Below are 22,201 nucleotides of genomic sequence, written 5' to 3' on the forward strand. Positions count from 1 at the left end.
TATGTTCTAGATCTCTGCGCTTGTAAATCAATGTATCCATGAGTATACGCAGACGAGGTTAAACCAACTCTGTGTATGATCTAGACGTCACTTGATAAATAGTCAAACTAAAATATATTTTGTTCAAATTAGAAAGTAATTTTAACAACAAAAAAGCGCTTTATTTTCCTAGCATTACAGTCCAGTATTTGTGCAAAAGCGTGATCAACTTTGGATTTTCTTATGCAATTCTCTTTAGAATTAATTTCAAAAATAGAAAAAGCTATTCAAAACCACCAATTTGATGTTATTGAACAACATTTTGATCAAATCAATGACGCTGATATAGCAAAATTGTTGAGTGATTTATCCTTAAGTGAGCAGGTGACATTGGTAGAACATCTGCCCAATGCTGCTTATATTCTTGAATTTTTATCATTAGATCAACAGCTTAAAATTGCTGAACATTTGCCAAAGCAGAACCTGATTCAAGTTCTTTCGCAGATGCATTCAGATGATCAGACGGATTTATTTAAATATTTACCTTATTCATTACAACAGTCTATCTATACTGAACTTAGCCCTGAAATCCAGCAGCAGATTCAACATCTAGCCAAATATCCAGAAGAGTCTGCTGGGGCAATCATGAGTTCAGATTATGTGGCAGTGTCACCAAAACTGAATATTACCCAAGCGATTGAACAAATCAGAAAGATCGCGAAAAATCGTGAAACAGTCTATCTCATCTATGTTGTAGATCCAGATCATAAACTTTTGGGTGTGGCTTCTTTACGTGAATTGATTTTGGCTGATCCTAGTCAAAATATTACGGATGTTATGCGCACAGACTTGATCATGGGGGATGTAAACGAAGACCAAGAAAGTATTGCGGAAAAATTGCATTATTATGATTTTATTGCACTTCCTATTGTCGATCAGCAGCAACGTTTAGTGGGTATTGTGACCTATGATGATGCAATGGATATTGCGACTGAAGAGGCGACAGAAGACTTTTTAAAATCCAGTGCTGTAACTTCTTCTCCTAAAATGAGCATTAAAACAGCACCGATTCATTATCTTTATAAGAAACGTGTGTTTTGGCTGGTCATTTTGGTATTTGGCAGCTTATTGTCTGGTTTTGGTATCGCACATTTTGAAGACATCATTGCCAAGAATATTGTTTTGGTGTTCTTTTTGCCTTTGCTTGTCGGAAGTGGGGGAAATGCTGGCTCTCAATCTGCAACCTTGATGGTTCGAGCTTTGGCAACTGGGGATGTTCATTTAAAAGATTGGTTATATCTGATTGGACGAGAGAGTTTAGTTGGATTATGTTTGGGCGGAACAATGGCGATTGCAGTCTCCATCCTTGGCTATTTTAGAGGGGATGCAATGGTCGCTTTAGTCCTCGCACTGAGTATGATGGGCATTGTATTGATGGGATGCTTAATTGGTATGAGTTTACCGTTCATCTTGAATCGTTTAAAGCTAGATCCAGCAAGCGCCTCGGCACCTTTGGTGACCTCAATCTGTGATGCAACTGGAGTGATTGTTTATTTATGCATTGCCTCAATTATTTTATAAGTATTTTCTGAGTATTTTAATTGGCAATATCTTTTTTCAGTTCTCGGCTGCTTGGGATTTCGGTATAGCGAAATACTTGGTAACCCGCTTGTATCAGCATGGCATCCCGTTGTGCATCGATATGTTCTTTACCAATATGACTCGGATCATCAAGTTCAATAATTGCAATCACTTCAAGTTGTGGGTTAAGCAGTACAAAGTCAGTGACTTTACGATTGAATTTGGAACGTAACTTGAATTGATCACAGTCAATTAAGGCACTAAAAGCAACTTGTGCAAGTACATGGTACTGGGGAAAAGTCTCATTCAAGCGCAAAAACATTTTCTGTTCAAACGGTGTAATCACACGCTTTGCATAATAATGTTGGCGTTGAAATAAATAACGACCAAAGCAGGCAATTAGCAAAGCAATTGTTGCAATACAGCCGATAAATAAAAATAAAGCCTGATAAGAATCAAATGACATAGATCAAACAGTATGCGATAGGCAAGAAAAAACCCACTCAAATCTGAGTGGGTTTTTAGAATTTGGCTCTCCAACCTGGGCTCGAACCAGGGACCTGCGGATTAACAGTCCGTCGCTCTACCGACTGAGCTATTGGAGAATCTGGAACGCATTTTAGGGAGGAAATGCAGATGGGTCAAGGAAAAATTGTTAAATTCATCATAAAAATGCATTATTTGCTAAATATTTGATCATTTTAAATAAAAATAAAGAAATTCATAGATTTGTTTAAAACTTTATTTGACTTCATTCGCGTCAGTGTTTGACTTCAACTTTAGATGAATCAAACCATCTTTGAGCAGGCTTGATTTTTTGCAATCTATTTGTCAGCACTGCTTTACGTTTTATTTATATGTAACCTGAGTTCGATGTAATTAAATCTTCAACTCATTGAAAAATAATAAATCTCTATGGATTTTTGCTACCTTTTCATCCAATTTTAGAATGAGGAGCGTAGCTCCGCAAGCGCAACCATCAATAGCGTTTCATTTCTCTTGATCAATAAAATGAAAGCGATCAATAGATTGTTTGATGATCTAAAGCTTGCACTGCCACGCTTTAGTGCTAAAGTTTAAATTGTTTTGCGTAGGCGATGCCTCACTTTTCAGAGATGAAAAGTGACAAAAATCTTTCGTTGAGCGAGGGGTACATCCTTTACCCCCGCTCAACATGGCGACATCCATGTCGCCTCACGATAGCAAGACCATCTATGATTGAAAAGTACAAAATAAATGAATCATCCAAATCACTTGTATGAATAATCAGGCGGTTTGGATGTATCATCTTTCATCAAGGATTTTTATCGAACTCAGGTTATATGTAGGATTTGTCTTTGAAGTAACATCTAATTTTAAGCATAAAAAAGCCCACTTCATCATGAGTGGGCTTTTTAGAATCTGGCTCTTCCACCTGGGCTCGAACCAGGGACCTGCGGATTAACAGTCCGTCGCTCTACCGACTGAGCTATGGAAGAATAGATGGCTCTCCAACCTGGGCTCGAACCAGGGACCTGCGGATTAACAGTCCGTCGCTCTACCGACTGAGCTATTGGAGAATCTGATGCGCATTTTATGGATGAAAGCCAAAGTGGTCAAGTGAAATTATACCAAAAGCATCTTAAATGTTTTTTTATTGTCCGAATTTAAATAATTTGTATATATATTGATTATTTTTAAAGTTTTCTAAATCTTTTTCAGAGATTAAGCTTTCGTATGCTTGGGGATATTGTTGTAGCTGTAGAATACTTTCAATCCGTTTGGAAGCTTTCTTTCGAGCTAATGTACTAAAAATAATCGCAATTTCTAAGATTTGGTTATTTTTAAAAAGAAAGTTGGAAGACAAGAATAAGTTTTTGACAGGATAAGGTTTTTTTCTCAAAGCATGTTGTTGCATGATTTGATTACTCAAACTTAATTCAAGTTCATAACACATTCCAAAGGAAAAACCGCGATGTTCTTGCTGTATTTTACGCATGCTTAATGCGGAAACTTTTTCATAGTCCACAGTCATGTTGATTGCAGGCATTTGAATTTGGCAAAAATCACTGTGAAAACACAGCTGTGGTCTTCCATATTTGATCAGTAAATACAGTGCAACAAGTTCAAATAATAAAATAAACAGCCACAACAGCAGCACGAAAATAAAAGTAAAGGTGATGTAGTCTGAATGCGCAATATATAGATAACAAGGAATCTGTAGCGTAGTCAGAATGACATAGCCAGCAATGATTTTTATTGGATCTGCTTTTATTGTATATGTCGTATTAATCATGAAAATATAAAAATAGAATAACATAAAAAAGCCATTCTAATCAGAATGGCTCTTTGACAAAATAAAATTATTCAATCTTATTTTTCAACACCAGCTGCTTGACCAGCATATTTTGCATTTGCATAGTCCCAGTTCACTAAGCTTTCTAAGAAAGTTGAAATGTATTTTGGACGAGCATTACGGAAGTCGATGTAATAAGCATGTTCCCAAACATCAATTGTTAATACCGCAACTTTGCCATGAGCAAGTGGAGTATCTGCATTTGATGTTTTAAGAATAGAAAGCTCACCGTTTACTTTGTCAGCAACGAGCCATGCCCAACCTGAACCGAATTGAGTTGTTGCAGCAGCTGCAAACTCTTCAGCAAATTTTTCGTAAGAACCGAAAGCTTCATCAATTTTAGCTGCTAAAGCACCTGTTGCTTTACCACCACCGTTTTTAGCCATACAGTTCCAGTAGAACGTGTGGTTCCAAACTTGAGCAGCATTGTTGAATACGCCTGCTTTAGATGCATCGCCAGCAACAGCAACAATGATCTCTTCTAAAGTTTTACCTTCAAGATCAGTACCCGCGATTAAGTTGTTTAAGTTGACAACATAAGTATTGTGGTGCTTATCGTGATGGTATTCTAAAGTTTCTTTGCTGATGTGCGGCGCAAGATCTTCGTAGCCGTATGGTAGAGCAGGTAAAGTAATGGTTGTCATGTTTTAAATTCCTTGCATTGAGCTGGGTTTTAACATTTAAGTGGCTTTATTGTAATAGATTCTTCGCGCAATAGGGCATGATGTTAAATAACAATACACAATTTATTTCGATTTAATACGTATATAGACAATTAAAAAATACAGTGAAGATTTTCTTGAAAAAGTATCAAGTCATTTTAAAAAAAAAATGAAATGATACTTTTATTGAGGTTAAATTGGATTATTTAACTCAAAGTATTCAGATTCAATATTGAACTGTTCTGCAATCGCTTCGGCTAATTCTTGCACGCCATAACGTTCAGTTGCATGATGACCACATGCATAGTAGTGAACATTCAATTCTTTGGCTTCATAAAAAGTACGTTCACTGACTTCACCTGAGATATAGGCATCACAGTCCATCGCTGCGGCTTTTGCAATATAATCCTGTGCACCTCCAGTGCAAAAACCTACTTTTTGAATCTGGGTTTTTGCTGCATCAAGGTGAATCGTCTCAAAACCTAATTTTGTCGTGAGAAGTTGTTTAAACGTTTCAGGTGAGAGCGGATTTTTTAAATAACCGATATTGCCAATCGGATTGCGTTCATGAGGATCCAAAGCTTCAATATTGTCTAAACCTAATATTTGAGCAATCATCGCATTATTGCCCAATGTTGGATGGGAGTCTAAGGGCAAATGATAGCCGACAAGAGAAATATCATTTTGAATGAGACTTTTGATGCGTTTTCCTCGCATTCCTGTAATTGGGTAAGGTTCACCTTTCCAGAAATATCCATGATGGACCAATAACAGATCCGCTTTTTTTTCAATGGCGGCATCAATTGCATCTTGTGAAGCTGTGACTGCACAAAGAATTTTCTTTACTTCAGATTTTCCTTCAATTTGTAAACCGTTAGGCGCGTAGTCTTTAAATTCATGTGACTTTAAGGTTTGATCACACCACAGAATAATATCTTTAAGTAAAGCCATGAATAACCTTTTATGAAAATAGAGTAATTGAAGAATATCAAAACACATTTTAAACTGTAACTAAAGCTGAACAAAACTCTTTGTATTTTTTATGTTTCTTTATTGAATTGCTTTACAATATACAAATTGCTTTTGCATCAACGAATTAAAAAATTCTTAGAGGAATAAAAACGTGCGGCGTTCATTTACTTGGCTCCCTTGGGTTTTACTAATACTGGTAATTATTTGTTTTGTCGTATGGCAGAAACTTCAACAACCCAAAGCGCCGATTGCAGCGGATGGCGTAAAGATGCCGGCGGAGAAAGTAGAGCCGTTGGTTAATACGTCTAGAACAGGTGGTGTGGTGTCGTACAGTGCTGCTGTTAAAGTTGCAGCGCCTGCGGTGGTCAATATTTTTACCACCCAAAAAGTAAAACAGAATCATCCATTGCTTAATGATCCCGCATTTCGAGAGTTTTTTGGTAATCAGATTCCTGAACAGAATCAAAACCAGAATGAAAATAGCTTGGGGTCTGGGGTGATTGTCCGTCCGGATGGCTACATTTTGACGAATAACCATGTGATTGCGCAAGCAGATCAAATTGTTGTTGCTTTGCAAGATGGACGCCGTGCCGAAGCAACTGTGATTGGAACAGATCCAGATACAGATTTGGCAGTCATTAAAATTGGTTTAAAAGATTTGCCTGTATTGCCGTTTAAATTGAGTGGTAATGAGGTGGGCGATGTTGTCTTGGCAATTGGTAATCCATTTGGGGTGGGGCAAACTGTGACTCAAGGGATTATCTCTGCAACGGGGCGTTCTGATCTTGGAATCAATACTTATGAAGATTTTATTCAAACAGATGCAGCGATTAATCCAGGTAACTCTGGTGGCGCATTGATTGATGTTGCTGGGAATTTGATTGGTGTAAATACTGCAATTTTCTCACAGTCAGGTGGATCTTTAGGCATTGGTTTTGCAATCCCTGCAAAAATTTGCCAGCAAATACTCAATTCGATTTTAAAAGATGGTCGAGTGATTCGTGGTTGGATGGGGATTAGTTTAGTTCCACCGACACAAGAAGATGTGTTACAACCTCGTCAACCTGGTGTAGTTGTTGCCGATGTATTGAAACGAGGTCCAGCGGCAGAAGCAGGAATTAAAGTCGGTGACCGTATTGTGAAAGTCAATAATGAAGACATTACATCGACTTCACATTTGATTAATTATGTCGCTTTACAAGCACCAAATACTGAAATTCAAGTGGAAGTTGTACGTGGCGATCAAAAAGTGAATTTAACAGTTAAAGTGGGTGAACGAAAAGTTGTGAATAATGACTCACAATTTATTCCACTTCCAAAGCGTTAAATTTAATGCATAAAAGCCCTGATATTTCAGGGCTTTTTTTATGTTCTCAAGGTGATCAAAATAGTGCAATAAAAAACAAGTTTTTTCATTAAAGCCAATTTATGGCATGTTGATCACATTGAGCTTTACCAAAACTTCCATTTCGGCTTGTGAGGCCAATTGGCACAAGGATTTGGGAATAAGGTATAAATTTTGACAAATTCGTCTTCTGTAAGTTTGCCGTCATTGTTTTCATCTAGATATTTAAATAGTTTAGTGTTTTTATCTTTGCCTTGAAACTGTCGGTCATCTGGCCAAGGGTATGGGGCAAAGTCTGTAACTTTTAAAAACTCATTGAGTTCAAAGGTATTATTTTTATTTGAATCATAAGTTTTATAAAATCCCTCCCAATCCATGGAAGCAGGTTCACAACCAAAGCTTGCAGTGCTCAATGTACTGAGAGTCATGAGCGTTGCATATATTATTTTATTCATTGTTCTACTCTATTTACATGGTTATGTGAAATATAAATATATCATTCAACTTTTCAAAGCAATTTAATAATCATGATTTTCTGATACTAATGGCTATGACAGAGATCATTATCACTGGTTTGGGTCTCTTTTATTTGGCGAAGATAAACAAAAACCAGCGCCTAAGCGCTGGTTTTGATGAACTAAACATTACCGATTTGATTAGCTTTCTTGTTGGATACCTGCCACTAACCAATCTTGGTTAGAACCCGCAGGTTTTACAAAGTGCCATACTTCAGAGAATGGTGCAGGTAGACTATTTAAATCTTCACTGACTGTACCAGTAAAACGAACACTTACCACATATTGACCATTTTCAGTTGCACTATCGACCACCAATGCATTTAAGTTCGAAAACTCAGCAACATCTTGATCTTGGTTCGCCATGATATCGTTATACATGGACTGATAAAGATCAGGTGTTAAGTAGCGTTGAATTTCTGCAATGTTACTGACAGAGTTCATCGATTGAATATGATTAAAACGTTGGCGTGCCACACGTAGGAAAGCAGCAGGTTCAGTACCATCTGGAAGCTGATTGCCACTTTGCATTGATGCTGCACCAAAAGGCGCTTGAGGCGCAGCACCACCATTGACAGACTGACCAAAAATATTGGTATTGTCTGACTTACGTGCTGTGTTATTTTGACCAAATGGCGCAGATGTAGGACCTGACGTATTTGGTGCATAAGGATTATTGCCCGCTAATTTTTTTTTAGCGCCGAATTTACGGAACAAGAAGAATGCAGCACCCGCGATTAAGATCAACCAAATCCAGCTCGGGATTCCACCTTTTTTCTCTTCTTGCTGAGCTGCTTGTTGTTTGGCTAATTCAGCATCATTGGTCTGAGCTTGTGAATTCCCATTGTTGTTGTCAGCCATTGCATTGGCAGCAATTGCACCCACTGCCGCACCAGCCACACCAGCAGCAACCATTTTACCGACACCAGAGCCTGACTTTTGCTGACCCGCTTGAGCTGGCATTGGTTGTTGAGCAGGCGTAACTTGTCGAGGTTGAGAATAAGACTGACTTGAACTCGAAGAACGGCTCATGCCATGGCTTTTACCACCACCCGCACGTTTTGCTTCGGCTAAAGGTGCTACAGCCAAAGTTGCCATTAAAATACCTGCGATCAAGCCGCGCTGTCGAACTTCCATTGAATGTACCTATTTAAAAATATGTTTATGAGTATGAAAGCAAGATTATGAGGCTTTGCTTTTCATATCTGTATTTATGCAGTCTTTTGACTAGAATTTCAATGTTTTTGAGATTTATTTGTGCATATATTCACATAATCATAACGAATATATTGATGGCTTGATGGATTGGAACTTGTTTTTTCTAATGCATTGAAATAATTGAAAAGTCTTGATTTAAAGATGTTTTATCATATCGGTGGAATTGTTCAATTCAAAAGCATTCAGCCTGATCAATTCTGTATCTTGATTCTCATCGTGATTCTCATCGTGCAGTGAGTTTAACCGTGCAACTGATCGTTAAAACAAACAGCTGCACATTTTTTCTCAATCCAAGTATTTTTAGAGTCAACAGTCAGTGCCTTTGATATGCAACAATATTAACTGACTTAGCAACACAGCGTACTTGCCGATCTCAAGCGACTTCGTCACTCAATTGCATCGCCTCAGTAAGTGCCTCATGTAAACGAGCAACAGCAATCACCTGTACGCCTGCAATTGGTTTTTGTGGAGCATTGCCTCTTGGTACAATGATGTACTTGAAACCGTGTTTAATGGCTTCTTTAAGACGTTCTTGTCCATTGGGAACAGGGCGTATTTCTCCAGATAGCCCCACCTCGCCAAAAACAGCCAATTGTTGAGGCAATGCTTTAGAACGTAGACTGGATGCGCAAGCCAACAGGACCGCCAAATCTGAACCTGTTTCAGTAATCTTTAATCCACCCACAACATTGACATATACATCTTGCCCTGAAGTTTGCACACCACCATGACGATGCATAACGGCAAGTAGCATGTTTAAACGGTTTTGTTCTAGACCGAGTGCGACTCGACGCGGTTGTCCATGTGCATCATCAACCAACGCTTGAACTTCGACCAACAAGGGTCGTGTACCTTCACGACTGATCATGACCACAGAACCTGGGATGGCTTCATCATAACGGCTTAGAAAAATAGCAGATGGGTTTGCAACTTCTTTTAAGCCTTTATCTGTCATACCAAATACGCCCAATTCGTTAACCGCACCAAAACGGTTTTTCACTGCGCGAATCATACGGTAGCGAGAATCTGACTGTCCTTCAAAGTACAATACACAGTCGACCATATGTTCGAGAACTCGCGGTCCGGCGAGTGAACCTTCTTTGGTGACATGACCAACAATGAATAGGGCGGTACCACTATTTTTTGCAAAACGAGTTAAAAGTGCAGCTGATTCACGAATTTGTGATACGCCACCGGGTGCAGACTGTAAGGTTTCGGTATATAAGGTTTGGATAGAATCTAGTATGGCAACAGCCGGACGCAATTGTGCCAAGGTGTCACAGATTCTTTCAACACAGGTTTCAGCCATGACCTGTAATTTATCTGTGGCTAAGTCCAGACGGTTTGCACGTAAGGCGACTTGAGAAAGTGATTCTTCACCTGTGACATAAAGTGCAGAGCTGTTCGCTGCAGCCATGTGGGTTGCTGTTTGCAAAAGAATCGTTGATTTACCAATACCCGGATCACCACCGATCAATACCACCGAACCCGTAACCAAACCGCCACCGAGTACTCGATCGAATTCTCCAATTCCTGTTCCTAAACGCGTTTCATTGGAAACAGTGATTTGATTTAACAGTGTTACATTGGCTGCTTGTCCAGCATATCCCCCTCCCATCGGTTTTGCTCGATGTGATACCACAGGTTCAATACGGACTTCAGTCAGAGAATTCCATTCACCACAGTCTGAACATTGACCTGCCCATTTTGGATGGTCTGTACCACATTGTTCACAACGATAAACAGTTTTGACTTTGCCCATTTTGAGTGCATATACCTTTTCAATGATGTGCTGAATGTACCAATAGCGACATTGAAATACAATTTTTTGCACAACATCTCGCCAAAAACAATTTTGGCACGTAAACTGCAAAATGAAGGAACGGTAAAAATAAGAAAGGTAAGGAATAGTCTATTGACTATTTAATAAGCTAAAAGATGGAAAATCCTAGATAATTAGGCGTATCTATTGAAAAAGGCTTTTTTATTTTTTTTGTTTTAAGCTACTTTTGTAAAACAAATCTGAGAGAAGAATATAACAATGTCAAATGAAAACCTCAGTTCTTCTGCGGAAACAGGTGAACTATCTAGAAGTTTATCAAATCGCCATCTTCAATTAATTGCAATTGGTGGTGCGATTGGGACAGGATTATTTATGGGGTCAGGGAAGACAATCAGTCTTGCAGGACCTTCAATATTATTTATCTACATGATCATTGGTTTGATGGTGTTTTTCGTCATGCGTGCGCTGGGGGAATTGCTACTTTCAAACTTGCAATATAAGTCATTTATCGACTTTTCAACAGATTTAATCGGTCCTTGGGCAGGTTATTTTGTAGGATGGACGTATTGGCTGTGTTGGATCACCATCGGTATCGCAGATTTATCTGCCATTATCTACTATTTACAGTTCTTTAATAACGGCGTGGCATTTACCCCAACAGAAGGAGCAATGATCAGTGTTGCTGCCATTTTCTTTATTCTAGGATTGAACCTCGTCACTGTAAAACTGTTTGGTGAACTCGAATTCTGGTTTGCGTTGATTAAGATTATTGCCATCGTGGTGCTTATTTTAGTCGGCTTCTGGATGATTTTTACGGGCTTTACTTCAGCAGCAACAGGTCAGGTCGCATCATTTACTCATTTATGGGACCATGGTGGAATGTTCCCTAAAGGTTTTGAAGGCTTTTTAGCGGGTTTCCAAATTGCAATTTTTGCCTTTGTTGGGGTAGAACTTGTAGGAACGACAGCTGCGGAAACTAAAGATCCTGAAAAGAATTTACCTAAAGCAGTCAACTCGATTCCAATTCGTATTATTTTCTTCTACGTCTTGGCTTTGGTTATCGTCATGTCTGTGACACCTTGGGATCAAATTGACCCTAAAGTCAGCCCATTTGTAAACTTATTTAGTCAAGCGGGTATTGCTGCAGCAGCGATCATCATGAACTTGGTGGTACTGTCATCAGTTATGTCTTCAATGAATAGCGGTGTGTTTTCAACCAGTCGTATGTTGTTTGGACTTTCTCGTGAAGATCAAGGTCCGAAAGCATTTGGTTTGCTCAATCGCCGTGCTGTTCCAGCCAACGCTTTATATTTCTCTGGCGTGTGTTTGCTGGGTGGTGCTGCATTACAGTATTTCGTACCAAATACAGTTGAAGCGTTTACTTTAGCAACGACACTTTCAACGATTTTATTCATTCTCGTATGGATTATTATTTTGTGGAGTTACTTGGTGTATTACAAAACACGTCCAGAACTTCATGCAAAATCCGTATTTAAATTGCCGGGTGGACCTCTGACTTGCTATGTGGTGATTATTTTCTTCATTGGAACAATTGGTATCCTCGCTTTAGAGCCAGATACTTTGAAATCATTGATGGTCAGCCCAATTTGGTTAATTATCCTTGCGATTGGCTATTTCTGTTTTTATAAGAAAAAACAGTAATTAGCTATTTCAAAGATACTCATAAGAAAACGCCAGTAATGTACTGGCGTTTTTTTTATTCTCATTTTAAGCTTGAGCGCCTGTTATTTTGGTCTATATTTTAGAATCAAGGTATACTGACAAAAATTTTGGAAATAGGTGAGCAGATGCGTTTAGCAATTTGTAGCATCGGTTTAGTTTTAAGTGGTGCCGTTTTAGTAGGCTGTGGTCAATCTGGTAATTTACAGTTAGCCAATAGCCCTGATTATGACAAGCGTGCCAAATACTTGTTGTATTCAAAGAATGACAGTAAATCTGTTCAGACCGAGAAAAAAGCAGTGGATCAGGCTGTTCCAGCAGATCAGTCTGTCCCAGCATCACAAGTGACTTCAAATTAAACCTATTTAAACTTTCATTGAAAGGATACATTCATGAGTTTTTCCCGCATTGATGGGGTATTGCATGCAGAGCAATGTTCTTTAGATCAGCTTGCTATGCAATATGGCACACCACTTTATGTCTATTCAAAAGCGACATTTGAAAAGCATTATTTAGATATGGATAAAGCCTTTAGCTTTATCGATCATCAAATTTGTTTTGCGGTGAAGTCTAACTCTAATCTTGCAGTATTGAATGTATTGGCAAAACTGGGTTGTGGTTTTGATATTGTCACAGGTGGTGAACTTGCACGTGTACTTGCGGCAGGTGGTGATCCATCAAAAATCGTGTTTTCTGGTCTAGGCAAACAAGAAGAAGATATACAAAAAGCGTTGGAAGTGGGCATTGCTTGTTTCAACGTGGAATCACATGCTGAACTTGATCGTATTCAAAATGTTGCGGCACGTTTAGGTCAAAAAGCACCTATTTCTCTACGAGTTAATCCAGATGTTGATGCCAAAACCCATCCTTATATTTCAACAGGGTTGAAAGAAAATAAATTTGGTATTCCTTCTGATGTGGTTTTTGAAACCTATCAATATGCAGCGTCTTTGCCAAATTTAGATGTGGTTGGAATTGATTGTCACATTGGTTCACAATTGACTGAAACTCAGCCTTTTGTGGATGCGCTTGATCGTATTATGATGATGATCGAACAGCTTAAAACGCTCGGCATTCATTTACAGCATATCGATATCGGTGGCGGTTTAGGCGTGACTTATAAAGATGAAACGCCACCAAGTGTTGTTGAGTATGCTGAGTCTATGCGTCCAGCTTTAGAAAAACTGGGTTTAAAAGTATATATGGAACCAGGGCGGAGTATTTCAGCAAATGCTGGCGTTTTACTGACTAAAGTTGATTTGCTTAAACCAACTCAGCACCGTAACTTTGCAATTATCGATGCAGCCATGAATGATTTAATTCGCCCATCCCTGTATGAGGCTTGGATGGATATTCAGCCAGTTAAGTCACGCACTGATGTTGAAAACAAAACTTGGGATATTGTCGGCGCTATTTGTGAAACAGGTGATTTCTTAGGTAAAGCACGTGAACTTGCGCTTAAAGAAAATGATCATCTTGCTGTTTTAGGTGCTGGTGCATACGGTTTTGTTATGAGTTCAAACTATAACAGTCGTGGTCGTGCTGCAGAAGTGATGGTGGATGGTGAGCAATCTCATGTGATTCGTAAACGAGAAAGTATTGAATCACTTTGGGAAAATGAACGTTTGTTGCCTTAAGGAGTAATTTTAGATGTTATTAGAATTTACCAAAATGCATGGTCTGGGCAATGACTTCATGGTGGTTGATTTGATTAGCCAACGTGCCTTTTTTGATGCGATGACGATCCGTCGTTTGGCTGATCGTCATTTTGGCATTGGTTTTGATCAACTTCTCATAGTTGAACCACCAGATTTTCCCAATGTAGACTTTAAATATCGTATTTTTAATGCAGATGGTTCTGAAGTAGAGCAGTGCGGTAATGGGGTACGTTGCTTTGCTCGTTTTGTTTACGAGCGTCAATTGACCAATAAGAAGCGCTTTAAAGTGCAGACCAGTGCTGGCATTGTCGAACCTGAGTTGGGTGAAAATGGTTGGGTTCGCGTCAATATGGGCTATCCGAAATTTTTACCGCAAGAGATTCCATTTATTGCTGAAGAGCCAGATGCTTTGTATGACATCGCTTTGGCAGATAATCAGTCACTGACCATTGATGTAGTCAATATGGGTAATCCGCATGCAGTGACCATCGTTACTGATGTTTTAACTGCAGATGTTGCGCATATCGGTCCACAAGTAGAGTCTCATGAACGTTTTCCACAACGGGTCAATGCAGGTTTTATGCAAATTGTAGATGAGAAACATGCGCGCTTACGTGTCTTTGAACGTGGTGTAGGTGAAACCATGGCATGTGGGACAGGTGCATGTGCAGCAGCTGTGTCAGGTATGCGTCGTGGTTTGCTTGCCAACAATGTGGAAATTGAATTGGCAGGCGGTAAATTGCAAATTGAATGGAAAGAAGGTGATGTGGTGTGGATGACCGGTCCAACGGCTACTGTTTACGAAGGTCGTTTGGATTTACGCTATTTTCAAAGTTAAGCATATACCTTGAGCCCTGAATTGATGTCAGGGCTTTTTAAATTTGGTCAGCAGTTTTTCGTCAATAACTACAGCACTGATATTTATTAAAATTCAAAGAAAATAATCACAATCAAATAGGAAAATAGACTATGGCAATAGACCGGATAGATTGGCATGCTGAATCCGCTGAACAAGCTGGATTTCCCTACAAAAATGGTGGAACACATATCGGCATGTATCTGGCATGGATGATCAATCATCATTTAGAAGGTGAGTTTCATCAAGAAGAAAGTGAAACTGAATTAGAACAAGTGCGTACTCGTCAAATGACTGGATTACAGTTTTTGACAGATATGTGTGATGAAAAATTCTGGGAAGAAGATTTGAATGAAGAAGGCTTTGAATTTACGCAAGTTTATTATCAAAGTCATCAATATTTTAAAGATTATGATGAAACCTTGGTTTATTCAAAAGGCTTAACTGAAACTTATGCAGTAGAAGACACGTGGGAAAACTATGATTTAATTGCTACAGTAATCAGTCAGAAATATCAGCAATGGAAGCGAAACCGCCCATAAGTTTGCTAAAAGTGATCCATAAAAAAACACAGTCCGAAATGGGTAGGACTGTGTTTTAATGTTGATTCGTCTGGAGATCAAATCAACATTAAGCAACCACACTACAGCACGCATATTTGCTTAATGTATATATGAGGATGATTGGTTGTTTTTCAACCAATATAAGTGTAAATTCTAAAAGTTTCAATGTTCTAAAACTGTTCAGTTAATTCATTGAATGAATTCCAAATATATTACCTTCGGTATCTACAGCTAAAACGATATGTCCATGCGGTCCGATTGACATTTTTGCTTGATGAATTTGTCCTCCCGCAGCTTCAACACGAGCTTCTTCGATCGCACAGTCTTCACTACTGAAATAGATAATCGTACTGTTTCCACCTGCACTCACACCTTGCATTTTTACCAAGGTTCCAGTGGAGCCATACTGGTTCATGTCGGAGGGAAAAGCCCACATTTGGGTATTTGCATCAGTCGGGTCGCTCAATAAACTGAGTTCTGTTCCCAATACAGTTTGATAAAATAATTTGGCTCGTTCCATATCATCAACATAGATTTCAAACCAACAGACTGGATTTGGCATGATGGTGTCCTTTTGTTTTACTGTTATATGTATTAGACCATTCGTTGGCAGTTTGCTTGAGTAGATAAACTCTAGCTCAGCCAGCAAATATTATTTTTAGACTTTATTGTGATTAGCTTATGACAAACTTGAATGTTGTACAGCTGTATTTTGTAAGCAGGTTTGTTTTTTATTCACAGCCATAAAAAAAGAGAATGCCGAAGCATTCTCTTTTCTGAATTGTTGAACATCATTATATTAATGACGCGCAGCTTTTTTGCCTTCATCTACCGCTTTCACGATTGGTGCTTTGACTAATGGTGTTGGTTGTTCAACCAAAGCAAGTGGAAGGATCTCATCGATACTTTTCACTGCTTTAATCTCTAAACCATCTTTCACATTTTGAGGGATTTCAGCCAAGTCACGTACGTTTTCTTGTGGGATAAACACCAGTTTAACACCACCACGATGTGCCGCTAAAAGTTTCTCTTTTAAGCCACCAATACGCATTGCACGACCGCCTAAACTGGTTTCACCCGTCATGGCAATATCAGGACGAATTGCAATACCTGTAAATGCTGAAACCAACGCAGTTGTTAAAGCTAAACCTGCAGAAGGACCATCTTTCGGTGTTGCACCTTCAGGCAAGTGAACGTGTACATCGGTTTCTTCAAAACGAGAAGCTTCAATACCTAATTCATCTGCACGTGTACGAACCACAGTCATTGCAGCTGTAATCGACTCTTTCATCACATCACCGAGTGAACCCGTCGTAATGAATTTACCTTTACCTTTGACGGCAGCAACCTCAATGGTTAACAACTCACCGCCGACAGAAGTCCAAGCCAAGCCATTTACACGACCAACTTGAGCTTCTTCTTCAGCCATGCCGTAATCAAACTTATGCACACCTAAATATTCAGGTAAGTTTTCAGCAGTGACATCGATATGCAAGTTCTTGGCTTTCTTGCTTACAGACTCTTTCACCACTTTACGCGCAATTTTTGAAACTTCACGCTCTAGGCTACGCACCCCAGCTTCACGTGTATAACGACGCACGATGTCTCGAATCGCTTCTTCATGAACAGTCAATTCTTTAGTGCGTAATCCATTGTTCTTAATCGCTTTAGGAACAAGATAACGATCCGCAATATTGACTTTTTCGTCTTCGGTATAGCCCGGTAAACGAATCACTTCCATACGGTCTAATAACGCCTCAGGAATATTCATGCTGTTGGCAGTACAGATGAACATCACTTCTGACAAATCTAAGTCAAGATCTAGATAATGATCATTAAATTTGCTGTTCTGTGATGGATCAAGTACTTCAAGTAATGCAGATGCTGGATCACCACGATAATCCTGTGCCATTTTGTCAATCTCATCGAGTAAGAACAATGGGTTCTTAACACCGACTTTGGTTAAAGACTGCACAATTTTACCTGGCATCGCACCGATATAAGTACGACGATGACCACGAATTTCTGCTTCATCACGGACGCCACCAAGTGCCATACGAACGAATTCACGTCCGGTTGCTTTAGCAATGGATTCACCAAGAGAAGTTTTACCCACACCAGGAGGTCCGACTAAGCATAGGATTGGACCACGAAGTTTTTTCACGCGTGACTGAACAGCAAGGTATTCAACAATACGTTCTTTGACTTCATCTAAACCGTAGTGGTCTGTGTCCAAGATTTCCTGAGCTTTTGCCAAGTTAATGCTAACTTTGCTGGCTTTATTCCAAGGCGTATCTAAAATTGCCTCGATATAATTACGTACCACAGCAGCTTCGCTTGACGCAGGTTGCATCGCTTTGAGTTTACGGAACTCATTTTCAGCTTTTTTACGTACATGTTCAGGTAAATCAGCTTCTGCTAAACGTTTTTCAATTTCAGCAACATCATCTTCCGCACCGCCATTCATGTCGGAAAGTTCACGTTGAATGACCTTCATCTTTTCATTGAGGAAGTATTCACGTTGGTTTTTTTCCATTTGACGTTTTACAGAGTCATGCAAAGTTTGTTCAATCTGTTGTTCTTCAGACTGTTGTAACAAATAAGTCATGAGTTCTTGTAAATGTGCCTCAAACTCATCGTGTTCTAAGAATTTTTGTTTGACATCAATATTCAAAGGTACACGTGTTGCAACAAAGAATAATAGTTGCAGTAAATCGTCAATTTTGTTGGCTGCTGCAATCAACTCACGTGCATTACGTAATTTTGCTTCTGCATACTGTGAAAACAGTGCACGTAATTCATCCACACGTGTTGTTTGGGTAGCGTTATCTATCGATACAGTCATTGGACTTAACGCATGTTCTGCTGATAAATATTCATCATTGTCGATGATCTCAACCAGCTTAGAACGGTGTAAACCTTCAATGAGCACTTTGATGCAGTTTTCATCATTTTCATGGTTTACAACTTGTACAATCTTAGCGACAGTACCATATTGATATAGGTTGTCGTGATCAATTTCTTCTGTAAGCGAATCTTTTTGCGCAACTACAAATACTAAATTGTCACTGTTACGAGCCACATCAACTGCATTGATCGATTTTTCACGACCCACAAATAGCGCAATTTGCATGTGTGGATAAACCACCACGTCACGCAACGCTAACAGCGGTAATACACTTGGAACCTGTGGCTCTAAGTTTTCTTGATTCATAATAATTTCAGACATGGGCACTCCTAATGAGTGACAACGGTGTTGCCATGTTTTTTATAGTGATGTGTATTTCAAAAATTACAAGGGCTTTACTTAATAAAAAAGTTAAAAAAACGCAAGTATTTGATTTAAAAACAAGCCTAAAGGAATTTATTGACCTATCTGGCGTTTGAAATAGTAAGTTTTTGTTGGCGTAATCAGGCTATCAAGGGATTGATCCCACGAATTTCTTGCTAATTCAGTATGTAGAAACTGAAAATCATGTGCTAAACCTAGTCGATGAGGCTGTTGAAAAGCGGAAGCAAGCGTTCGATCATAAAAACCACCTCCCATGCCCATTCGTGTTCCTTTTATATCACAAGCCAATAATGGCATGATCACAACATCTAGTGTCGAAACATGCTTTCCACGGCTTGCCATGGGTTCTAACATGCCTAAACGATGTAATGAAAAGCGTTTATTTTGATATTGCTGGTAGGAAATTTTGACCCAAACCAAGTGATTATTCATATTACAGATCATGGGTAAATAAACTTTTTTACCTTGAGCAAAGCAATATTCAATCAGACGTTTGGTTTTTACTTCTCCAAAAGCATCTAAATACAGTCCAATTTTCTGCGCGTTTAAAAATTTCGGATGCTTTAAACATTGCTTTAAGCAACGTAACTCGATCATTTTTTGTTGCTGTGAATTCAACTTGCGTCGTTGCTGACTGATGATTTTGCGCAATTGTGAATTTTGATTCATGCTGTCAAGTTTAACTCCAAACTATAAACAGTATACAACGAATTGAATCGTAACAGGATTGAGAAAATTACAGTTTCTATTGATCTGAGATTAAAAGATTGTCGTATTTTTTGTTTAAAATCGATGTAGCTGATTATGACAAACGCTAGATGAGGAGATATTTTAACTCCTATCAAGTTTTTCGATAAATGGACAAATCGATCTAATCCTGTTAATTATCTGATAAACCTCAACTTAAAATAGTCATTTAAAGCGGAATCAATAAACTATCTTTTTTGACAAATGTTGGATTTTGCACAGTCAATTGAAAAGTTTCAGACTTCTATTAGGCTGAATAAGAATTCACGTGAGTGATGATGGATCAACAAGAATATAAATAGGACAAAGTGATGCAAGATAATCTGAATACACATCGAAGAATGCTGTCACGACCATGGGTTAAGGCGACTATATTTGCATTGACCAGTAGTTTGTCTGTGCTGTCTTATGCTGCGCCATCTGTAGCACCTAAATTAAATCTGGAACTTTCAGCACATTCAAAAAATAAAATTAAAACCTTGATGAATGATCCTAAAGTTTGGCAACAAATCCCTAAAACCGTCACGCTCTGTGTATTTTCACCAGATGGAGCGAATAGTGAGGCTTTTGAACAAGCCACCAGTTATATCAGTGAACTGCCACGAATCACCCAAATCGCCAAAGAATTTGGTGTGGATATGAAGATCACACGTCCAACCAAATTGTCGATGCATATTGACTTAAATTATCCAAAACTCAAGAAAACAGCATCCACAGATATTAATTTACGTGTCTATACCGATGAACGTGTATTAACTGAAGATTTTAGAAGTAAACGCTGTGATGGCGCAGGCATCAGTAATATTCGAGCGAGACAATTTAATCCTTTCGTCGGTAGTATTGATGCAATTGGTGCTGTGCAAAATTACAAGCAATTGACCACTGTGATTCAGTTACTTGCGCGACCTGAGTATGATGCAAAAATGGTCAATCGTGATTATGAGGTCGTTGGAATCGTACCTTTGGGTGCTGCGTACATCATGGTCAATGACCGCCGTATTGATACTTTATCTAAGGCGGCAGGTAAAAAAGTCGCAGTTATGAATTTTGATGGAACGCAGAAAAAACTGGTACAAAATGTGGGTGCACAACCTGTTTCAGTGGATTTATTAACAGTGGGGGGCAAGTTTAATAATAAAGAAGTTGATATTATGGCTGGTCCTGCATTGTTGTTTAAGCCGTTAGAATTAAAAAAGGGCATGACTGATAAAAATGGGAATGTGGTCGGCGGTATTATCAAGTTTCCGCTCATTCAAGTGACAGGAACATTGATCATGCATCGTAATAAATTCCCTGCTGGAATGGGACCAATTGCACGAGAAATGATTTCCAAGCAACTCAGCCCAGCGTTTGAGTTTGTTGATAAAATCGAAAGAGAAGTACCTGACAAATATTGGTTTGATATCCGTGAAGCTGACAAGCCTGGCTATATCAAGATTATGCGTGAAGCACGTATTCAGATGACCAAAGAAGGTTACTATGATCCTGCAATGATGAAGATTTTGAAAAAAGTCCGTTGTGGACAAACACCGAGTAGTTTTGAATGCGCATTGAATGATGAATAAGTCAGTGAGCTTCATCTCTATACATAGAGATAAAACCAGTGCTATAGATTAACAAAGGCAAAATAACTATTTAATGTGAGTTCGACGCAACCATAACTTATTGAAAAAAATAAATCTCTGCGGAGTCTTGCTGAGTTTTCACCCAATTTCTGGATCAGCCTGCGGCTAGTCCTACTTTTCTTTGGGATGAGGAGCGAAGCTCCGCAAGGCTAACCATCTTGCGCAGCGATATCGCTGCTCACCGCAAAACTCGTCAACCACCAGCAACATATTTAATCAGTCGCAGAAACAATACCTTATAGAAGTAGCCCTACCTCAAACAGTTGCGGATGACGTTTCCGAGTATCATGTACTATCAAAATTTTTATATCGAATTCAGGTTATTTTCTTGTCTTTACTGTTGATCACTTTTGCAAAGCTAATGATCTCTGTTAGATTCACGACATGATGTTTTAAAAATAATATTGAAAAATATGCACTTAAATCGATTAAAATTTTTATGGCTATTGATCTTGTTTTATCCCAGTTTTGGTTATGCCACAACATATCAAACAGGGGATGTGATCTTTCATACCTCTAAATCAGCTCAAAGTCTTGTAATTCAGCAAGCTACACATTCACCATACAGCCATATGGGAATGATTGTACTAAAAAATGGACAGACTTGGGTTTTGGAAGCGATTCAGCCTGTAAAGTATACACCACTCCAACAATGGATTAACCGTGGGGTAAATCAAAGCTATAGCGTCAAACGTTATCGAACTCAACTTACGGTTGCACAACAACAAAAACTAGTTCAGCAAGCAGAAACTTATTTAAACAAGCCCTATGATGTTTATTTTGAGTGGTCAGACAATGCAATCTATTGTTCAGAGCTGGTCTGGAAAGCGTATAAAAAAGCTTTAGCAATAGAACTAGCACCATTGGACAAGCTATCCAGCTTTGATCTTAGTCATCCACGTGTCAAAGCCTTGATGAAACAAAGATATCGTCAACATATTCCATTGAATGAAATGGTAATTGCACCCAGTAAACTTTTTAATTCAAAGCAATTGATTGATGTACGATAACATTGGGATGTTGGCAAAAATAAAGAGATATAAAAAGTCAGACAATAAAAAACCTGAGTCATGATGCTCAGGTTTTTTATGAGACGTTTTATTGCAAAAACAATCTCGAATATGGCGACCCTACGGGGATTCGAACCCCGGTTACCGCCGTGAAAGGGCGATGTCCTAGGCCTCTAGACGATAGGGTCAATAAATTGAGGCAGACCTTGAAACGAAACCATCAAATTAATGGCGACCCTACGGGGATTCGAACCCCGGTTACCGCCGTGAAAGGGCGATGTCCTAGGCCTCTAGACGATAGGGTCGTTTCAGAGGTGGGCGTATATTAGGGCGAATACAGAGATGTGTCAAACCTTTTTCTACAATAAAAGCGAAAACTT

General features: G+C 38.9%; 19 protein-coding genes and 5 tRNA genes. 9 read left to right on the plus strand and 15 right to left on the minus strand.

The genetic code is table 11. The features are described from left to right. Positions 1–222 precede the first annotated feature (222 nt). Positions 223–1,560, plus strand: a complete 1,338-nt coding sequence (mgtE, locus tag AC1Z3T_RS08125; protein ID WP_004828423.1) for a magnesium transporter — start codon at positions 223–225, stop codon at positions 1,558–1,560. A 16-nt stretch (positions 1,561–1,576) separates the two neighbouring features. Here mgtE and AC1Z3T_RS08130 read toward each other — a convergent pair whose 3' ends face one another. From AC1Z3T_RS08130 to AC1Z3T_RS08160, 7 genes are all read right to left on the minus strand, one after another. Further along, positions 1,577–2,026 carry a DUF2726 domain-containing protein gene (locus AC1Z3T_RS08130; protein ID WP_004828425.1) on the minus strand — a complete coding sequence of 150 codons (450 nt, stop codon included), beginning with the start codon at positions 2,024–2,026 and terminating at the stop codon, positions 1,577–1,579. Positions 2,027–2,089: 63 nt separating this feature from the next. Beyond that, positions 2,090–2,165, minus strand: a tRNA-Asn gene (locus tag AC1Z3T_RS08135). 797 nt (positions 2,166–2,962) lie between these two features. Beyond that, positions 2,963–3,038, minus strand: a tRNA-Asn gene (locus AC1Z3T_RS08140). A 5-nt stretch (positions 3,039–3,043) separates the two neighbouring features. Next, positions 3,044–3,119 (minus strand) — tRNA-Asn (locus AC1Z3T_RS08145). 74 nt (positions 3,120–3,193) lie between these two features. Further along, positions 3,194–3,835: a hypothetical protein gene (locus AC1Z3T_RS08150; protein ID WP_252715360.1), complete on the minus strand. Its 642-nt coding sequence runs from the start codon at positions 3,833–3,835 to the stop codon at positions 3,194–3,196. A 77-nt stretch (positions 3,836–3,912) separates the two neighbouring features. Beyond that, complete coding sequence (locus AC1Z3T_RS08155; RefSeq protein ID WP_004828430.1) at positions 3,913–4,539, minus strand: superoxide dismutase; 627 nt, start codon at positions 4,537–4,539, stop codon at positions 3,913–3,915. Positions 4,540–4,749: 210 nt separating this feature from the next. Continuing rightward, positions 4,750–5,508 carry a Nif3-like dinuclear metal center hexameric protein gene (locus AC1Z3T_RS08160; protein ID WP_151825052.1) on the minus strand — a complete coding sequence of 253 codons (759 nt, stop codon included), beginning with the start codon at positions 5,506–5,508 and terminating at the stop codon, positions 4,750–4,752. A 172-nt stretch (positions 5,509–5,680) separates the two neighbouring features. Here AC1Z3T_RS08160 and AC1Z3T_RS08165 point away from each other — a divergent pair, with 172 nt between their 5' ends. Then, a complete protein-coding gene (locus tag AC1Z3T_RS08165; RefSeq protein ID WP_004828434.1) occupies positions 5,681–6,856 on the plus strand; it encodes a S1C family serine protease in 1,176 nt (391 codons plus the stop codon). A 125-nt stretch (positions 6,857–6,981) separates the two neighbouring features. Here AC1Z3T_RS08165 and AC1Z3T_RS08170 read toward each other — a convergent pair whose 3' ends face one another. From AC1Z3T_RS08170 to radA, 3 genes are all read right to left on the minus strand, one after another. Beyond that, positions 6,982–7,329: an EF-hand domain-containing protein gene (locus AC1Z3T_RS08170; protein WP_035301228.1), complete on the minus strand. Its 348-nt coding sequence runs from the start codon at positions 7,327–7,329 to the stop codon at positions 6,982–6,984. 201 nt (positions 7,330–7,530) lie between these two features. Beyond that, positions 7,531–8,526: a Tim44 domain-containing protein gene (locus AC1Z3T_RS08175; protein WP_151961095.1), complete on the minus strand. Its 996-nt coding sequence runs from the start codon at positions 8,524–8,526 to the stop codon at positions 7,531–7,533. 454 nt (positions 8,527–8,980) lie between these two features. Then, the gene (gene radA / locus AC1Z3T_RS08180; RefSeq protein WP_010591196.1) at positions 8,981–10,369 is read right to left on the minus strand and encodes a DNA repair protein RadA; all 1,389 of its coding nucleotides are present in this window, start codon (positions 10,367–10,369) and stop codon (positions 8,981–8,983) included. Positions 10,370–10,648: 279 nt separating this feature from the next. Between radA and AC1Z3T_RS08185 the strand changes: the two genes are divergently transcribed. From AC1Z3T_RS08185 to AC1Z3T_RS08205, 5 genes are all read left to right on the plus strand, one after another. Continuing rightward, positions 10,649–12,052: an amino acid permease gene (locus AC1Z3T_RS08185; RefSeq protein ID WP_004828440.1), complete on the plus strand. Its 1,404-nt coding sequence runs from the start codon at positions 10,649–10,651 to the stop codon at positions 12,050–12,052. Positions 12,053–12,198: 146 nt separating this feature from the next. Then, positions 12,199–12,429 (plus strand): hypothetical protein, encoded by a 231-nt coding sequence (locus tag AC1Z3T_RS08190; RefSeq protein ID WP_004828442.1) that lies wholly within the window; start codon positions 12,199–12,201, stop codon positions 12,427–12,429. Between the two features lie 33 nt (positions 12,430–12,462). Then, on the plus strand, positions 12,463–13,707 hold the full coding sequence (gene lysA / locus AC1Z3T_RS08195) for a diaminopimelate decarboxylase (RefSeq protein WP_005030672.1): 1,245 nt from the start codon (positions 12,463–12,465) through the stop codon (positions 13,705–13,707). A 13-nt stretch (positions 13,708–13,720) separates the two neighbouring features. Next, positions 13,721–14,566, plus strand: coding sequence for a diaminopimelate epimerase (gene dapF, locus AC1Z3T_RS08200; protein WP_004828445.1), 846 nt, complete (start codon positions 13,721–13,723; stop codon positions 14,564–14,566). Between the two features lie 131 nt (positions 14,567–14,697). Continuing rightward, entirely contained in the window at positions 14,698–15,126 is a 429-nt protein-coding gene (locus AC1Z3T_RS08205; protein WP_100884674.1) for a DUF7832 domain-containing protein, read from the plus strand. Positions 15,127–15,331: 205 nt separating this feature from the next. Here the strand turns inward: AC1Z3T_RS08205 and AC1Z3T_RS08210 are convergent, their stop codons facing one another. From AC1Z3T_RS08210 to AC1Z3T_RS08220, 3 genes are all read right to left on the minus strand, one after another. Continuing rightward, a complete protein-coding gene (locus AC1Z3T_RS08210) occupies positions 15,332–15,709 on the minus strand; it encodes a VOC family protein (protein ID WP_009586014.1) in 378 nt (125 codons plus the stop codon). A gap of 237 nt (positions 15,710–15,946) precedes the next feature. Then, the gene (gene lon / locus AC1Z3T_RS08215) at positions 15,947–18,376 is read right to left on the minus strand and encodes an endopeptidase La (RefSeq protein ID WP_009586016.1); all 2,430 of its coding nucleotides are present in this window, start codon (positions 18,374–18,376) and stop codon (positions 15,947–15,949) included. A 135-nt stretch (positions 18,377–18,511) separates the two neighbouring features. Next, on the minus strand, positions 18,512–19,108 hold the full coding sequence (locus AC1Z3T_RS08220; RefSeq protein WP_100884675.1) for a 5-formyltetrahydrofolate cyclo-ligase: 597 nt from the start codon (positions 19,106–19,108) through the stop codon (positions 18,512–18,514). A gap of 419 nt (positions 19,109–19,527) precedes the next feature. Between AC1Z3T_RS08220 and AC1Z3T_RS08225 the strand changes: the two genes are divergently transcribed. Together AC1Z3T_RS08225 and AC1Z3T_RS08230 are read left to right on the plus strand one after the other, a co-directional pair. After that, a complete protein-coding gene (locus AC1Z3T_RS08225) occupies positions 19,528–20,751 on the plus strand; it encodes a putative solute-binding protein (protein ID WP_483396580.1) in 1,224 nt (407 codons plus the stop codon). Between the two features lie 473 nt (positions 20,752–21,224). Further along, positions 21,225–21,821 (plus strand): YiiX family permuted papain-like enzyme, encoded by a 597-nt coding sequence (locus AC1Z3T_RS08230; RefSeq protein ID WP_100884677.1) that lies wholly within the window; start codon positions 21,225–21,227, stop codon positions 21,819–21,821. 112 nt (positions 21,822–21,933) lie between these two features. Here the strand turns inward: AC1Z3T_RS08230 and AC1Z3T_RS08235 are convergent. Beyond that, positions 21,934–22,009, minus strand: a tRNA-Glu gene (locus tag AC1Z3T_RS08235). 41 nt (positions 22,010–22,050) lie between these two features. Continuing rightward, positions 22,051–22,126, minus strand: a tRNA-Glu gene (locus AC1Z3T_RS08240). Positions 22,127–22,201 lie beyond the last annotated feature (75 nt).

Source organism: Acinetobacter sp. B-6, from assembly GCF_056930735.1.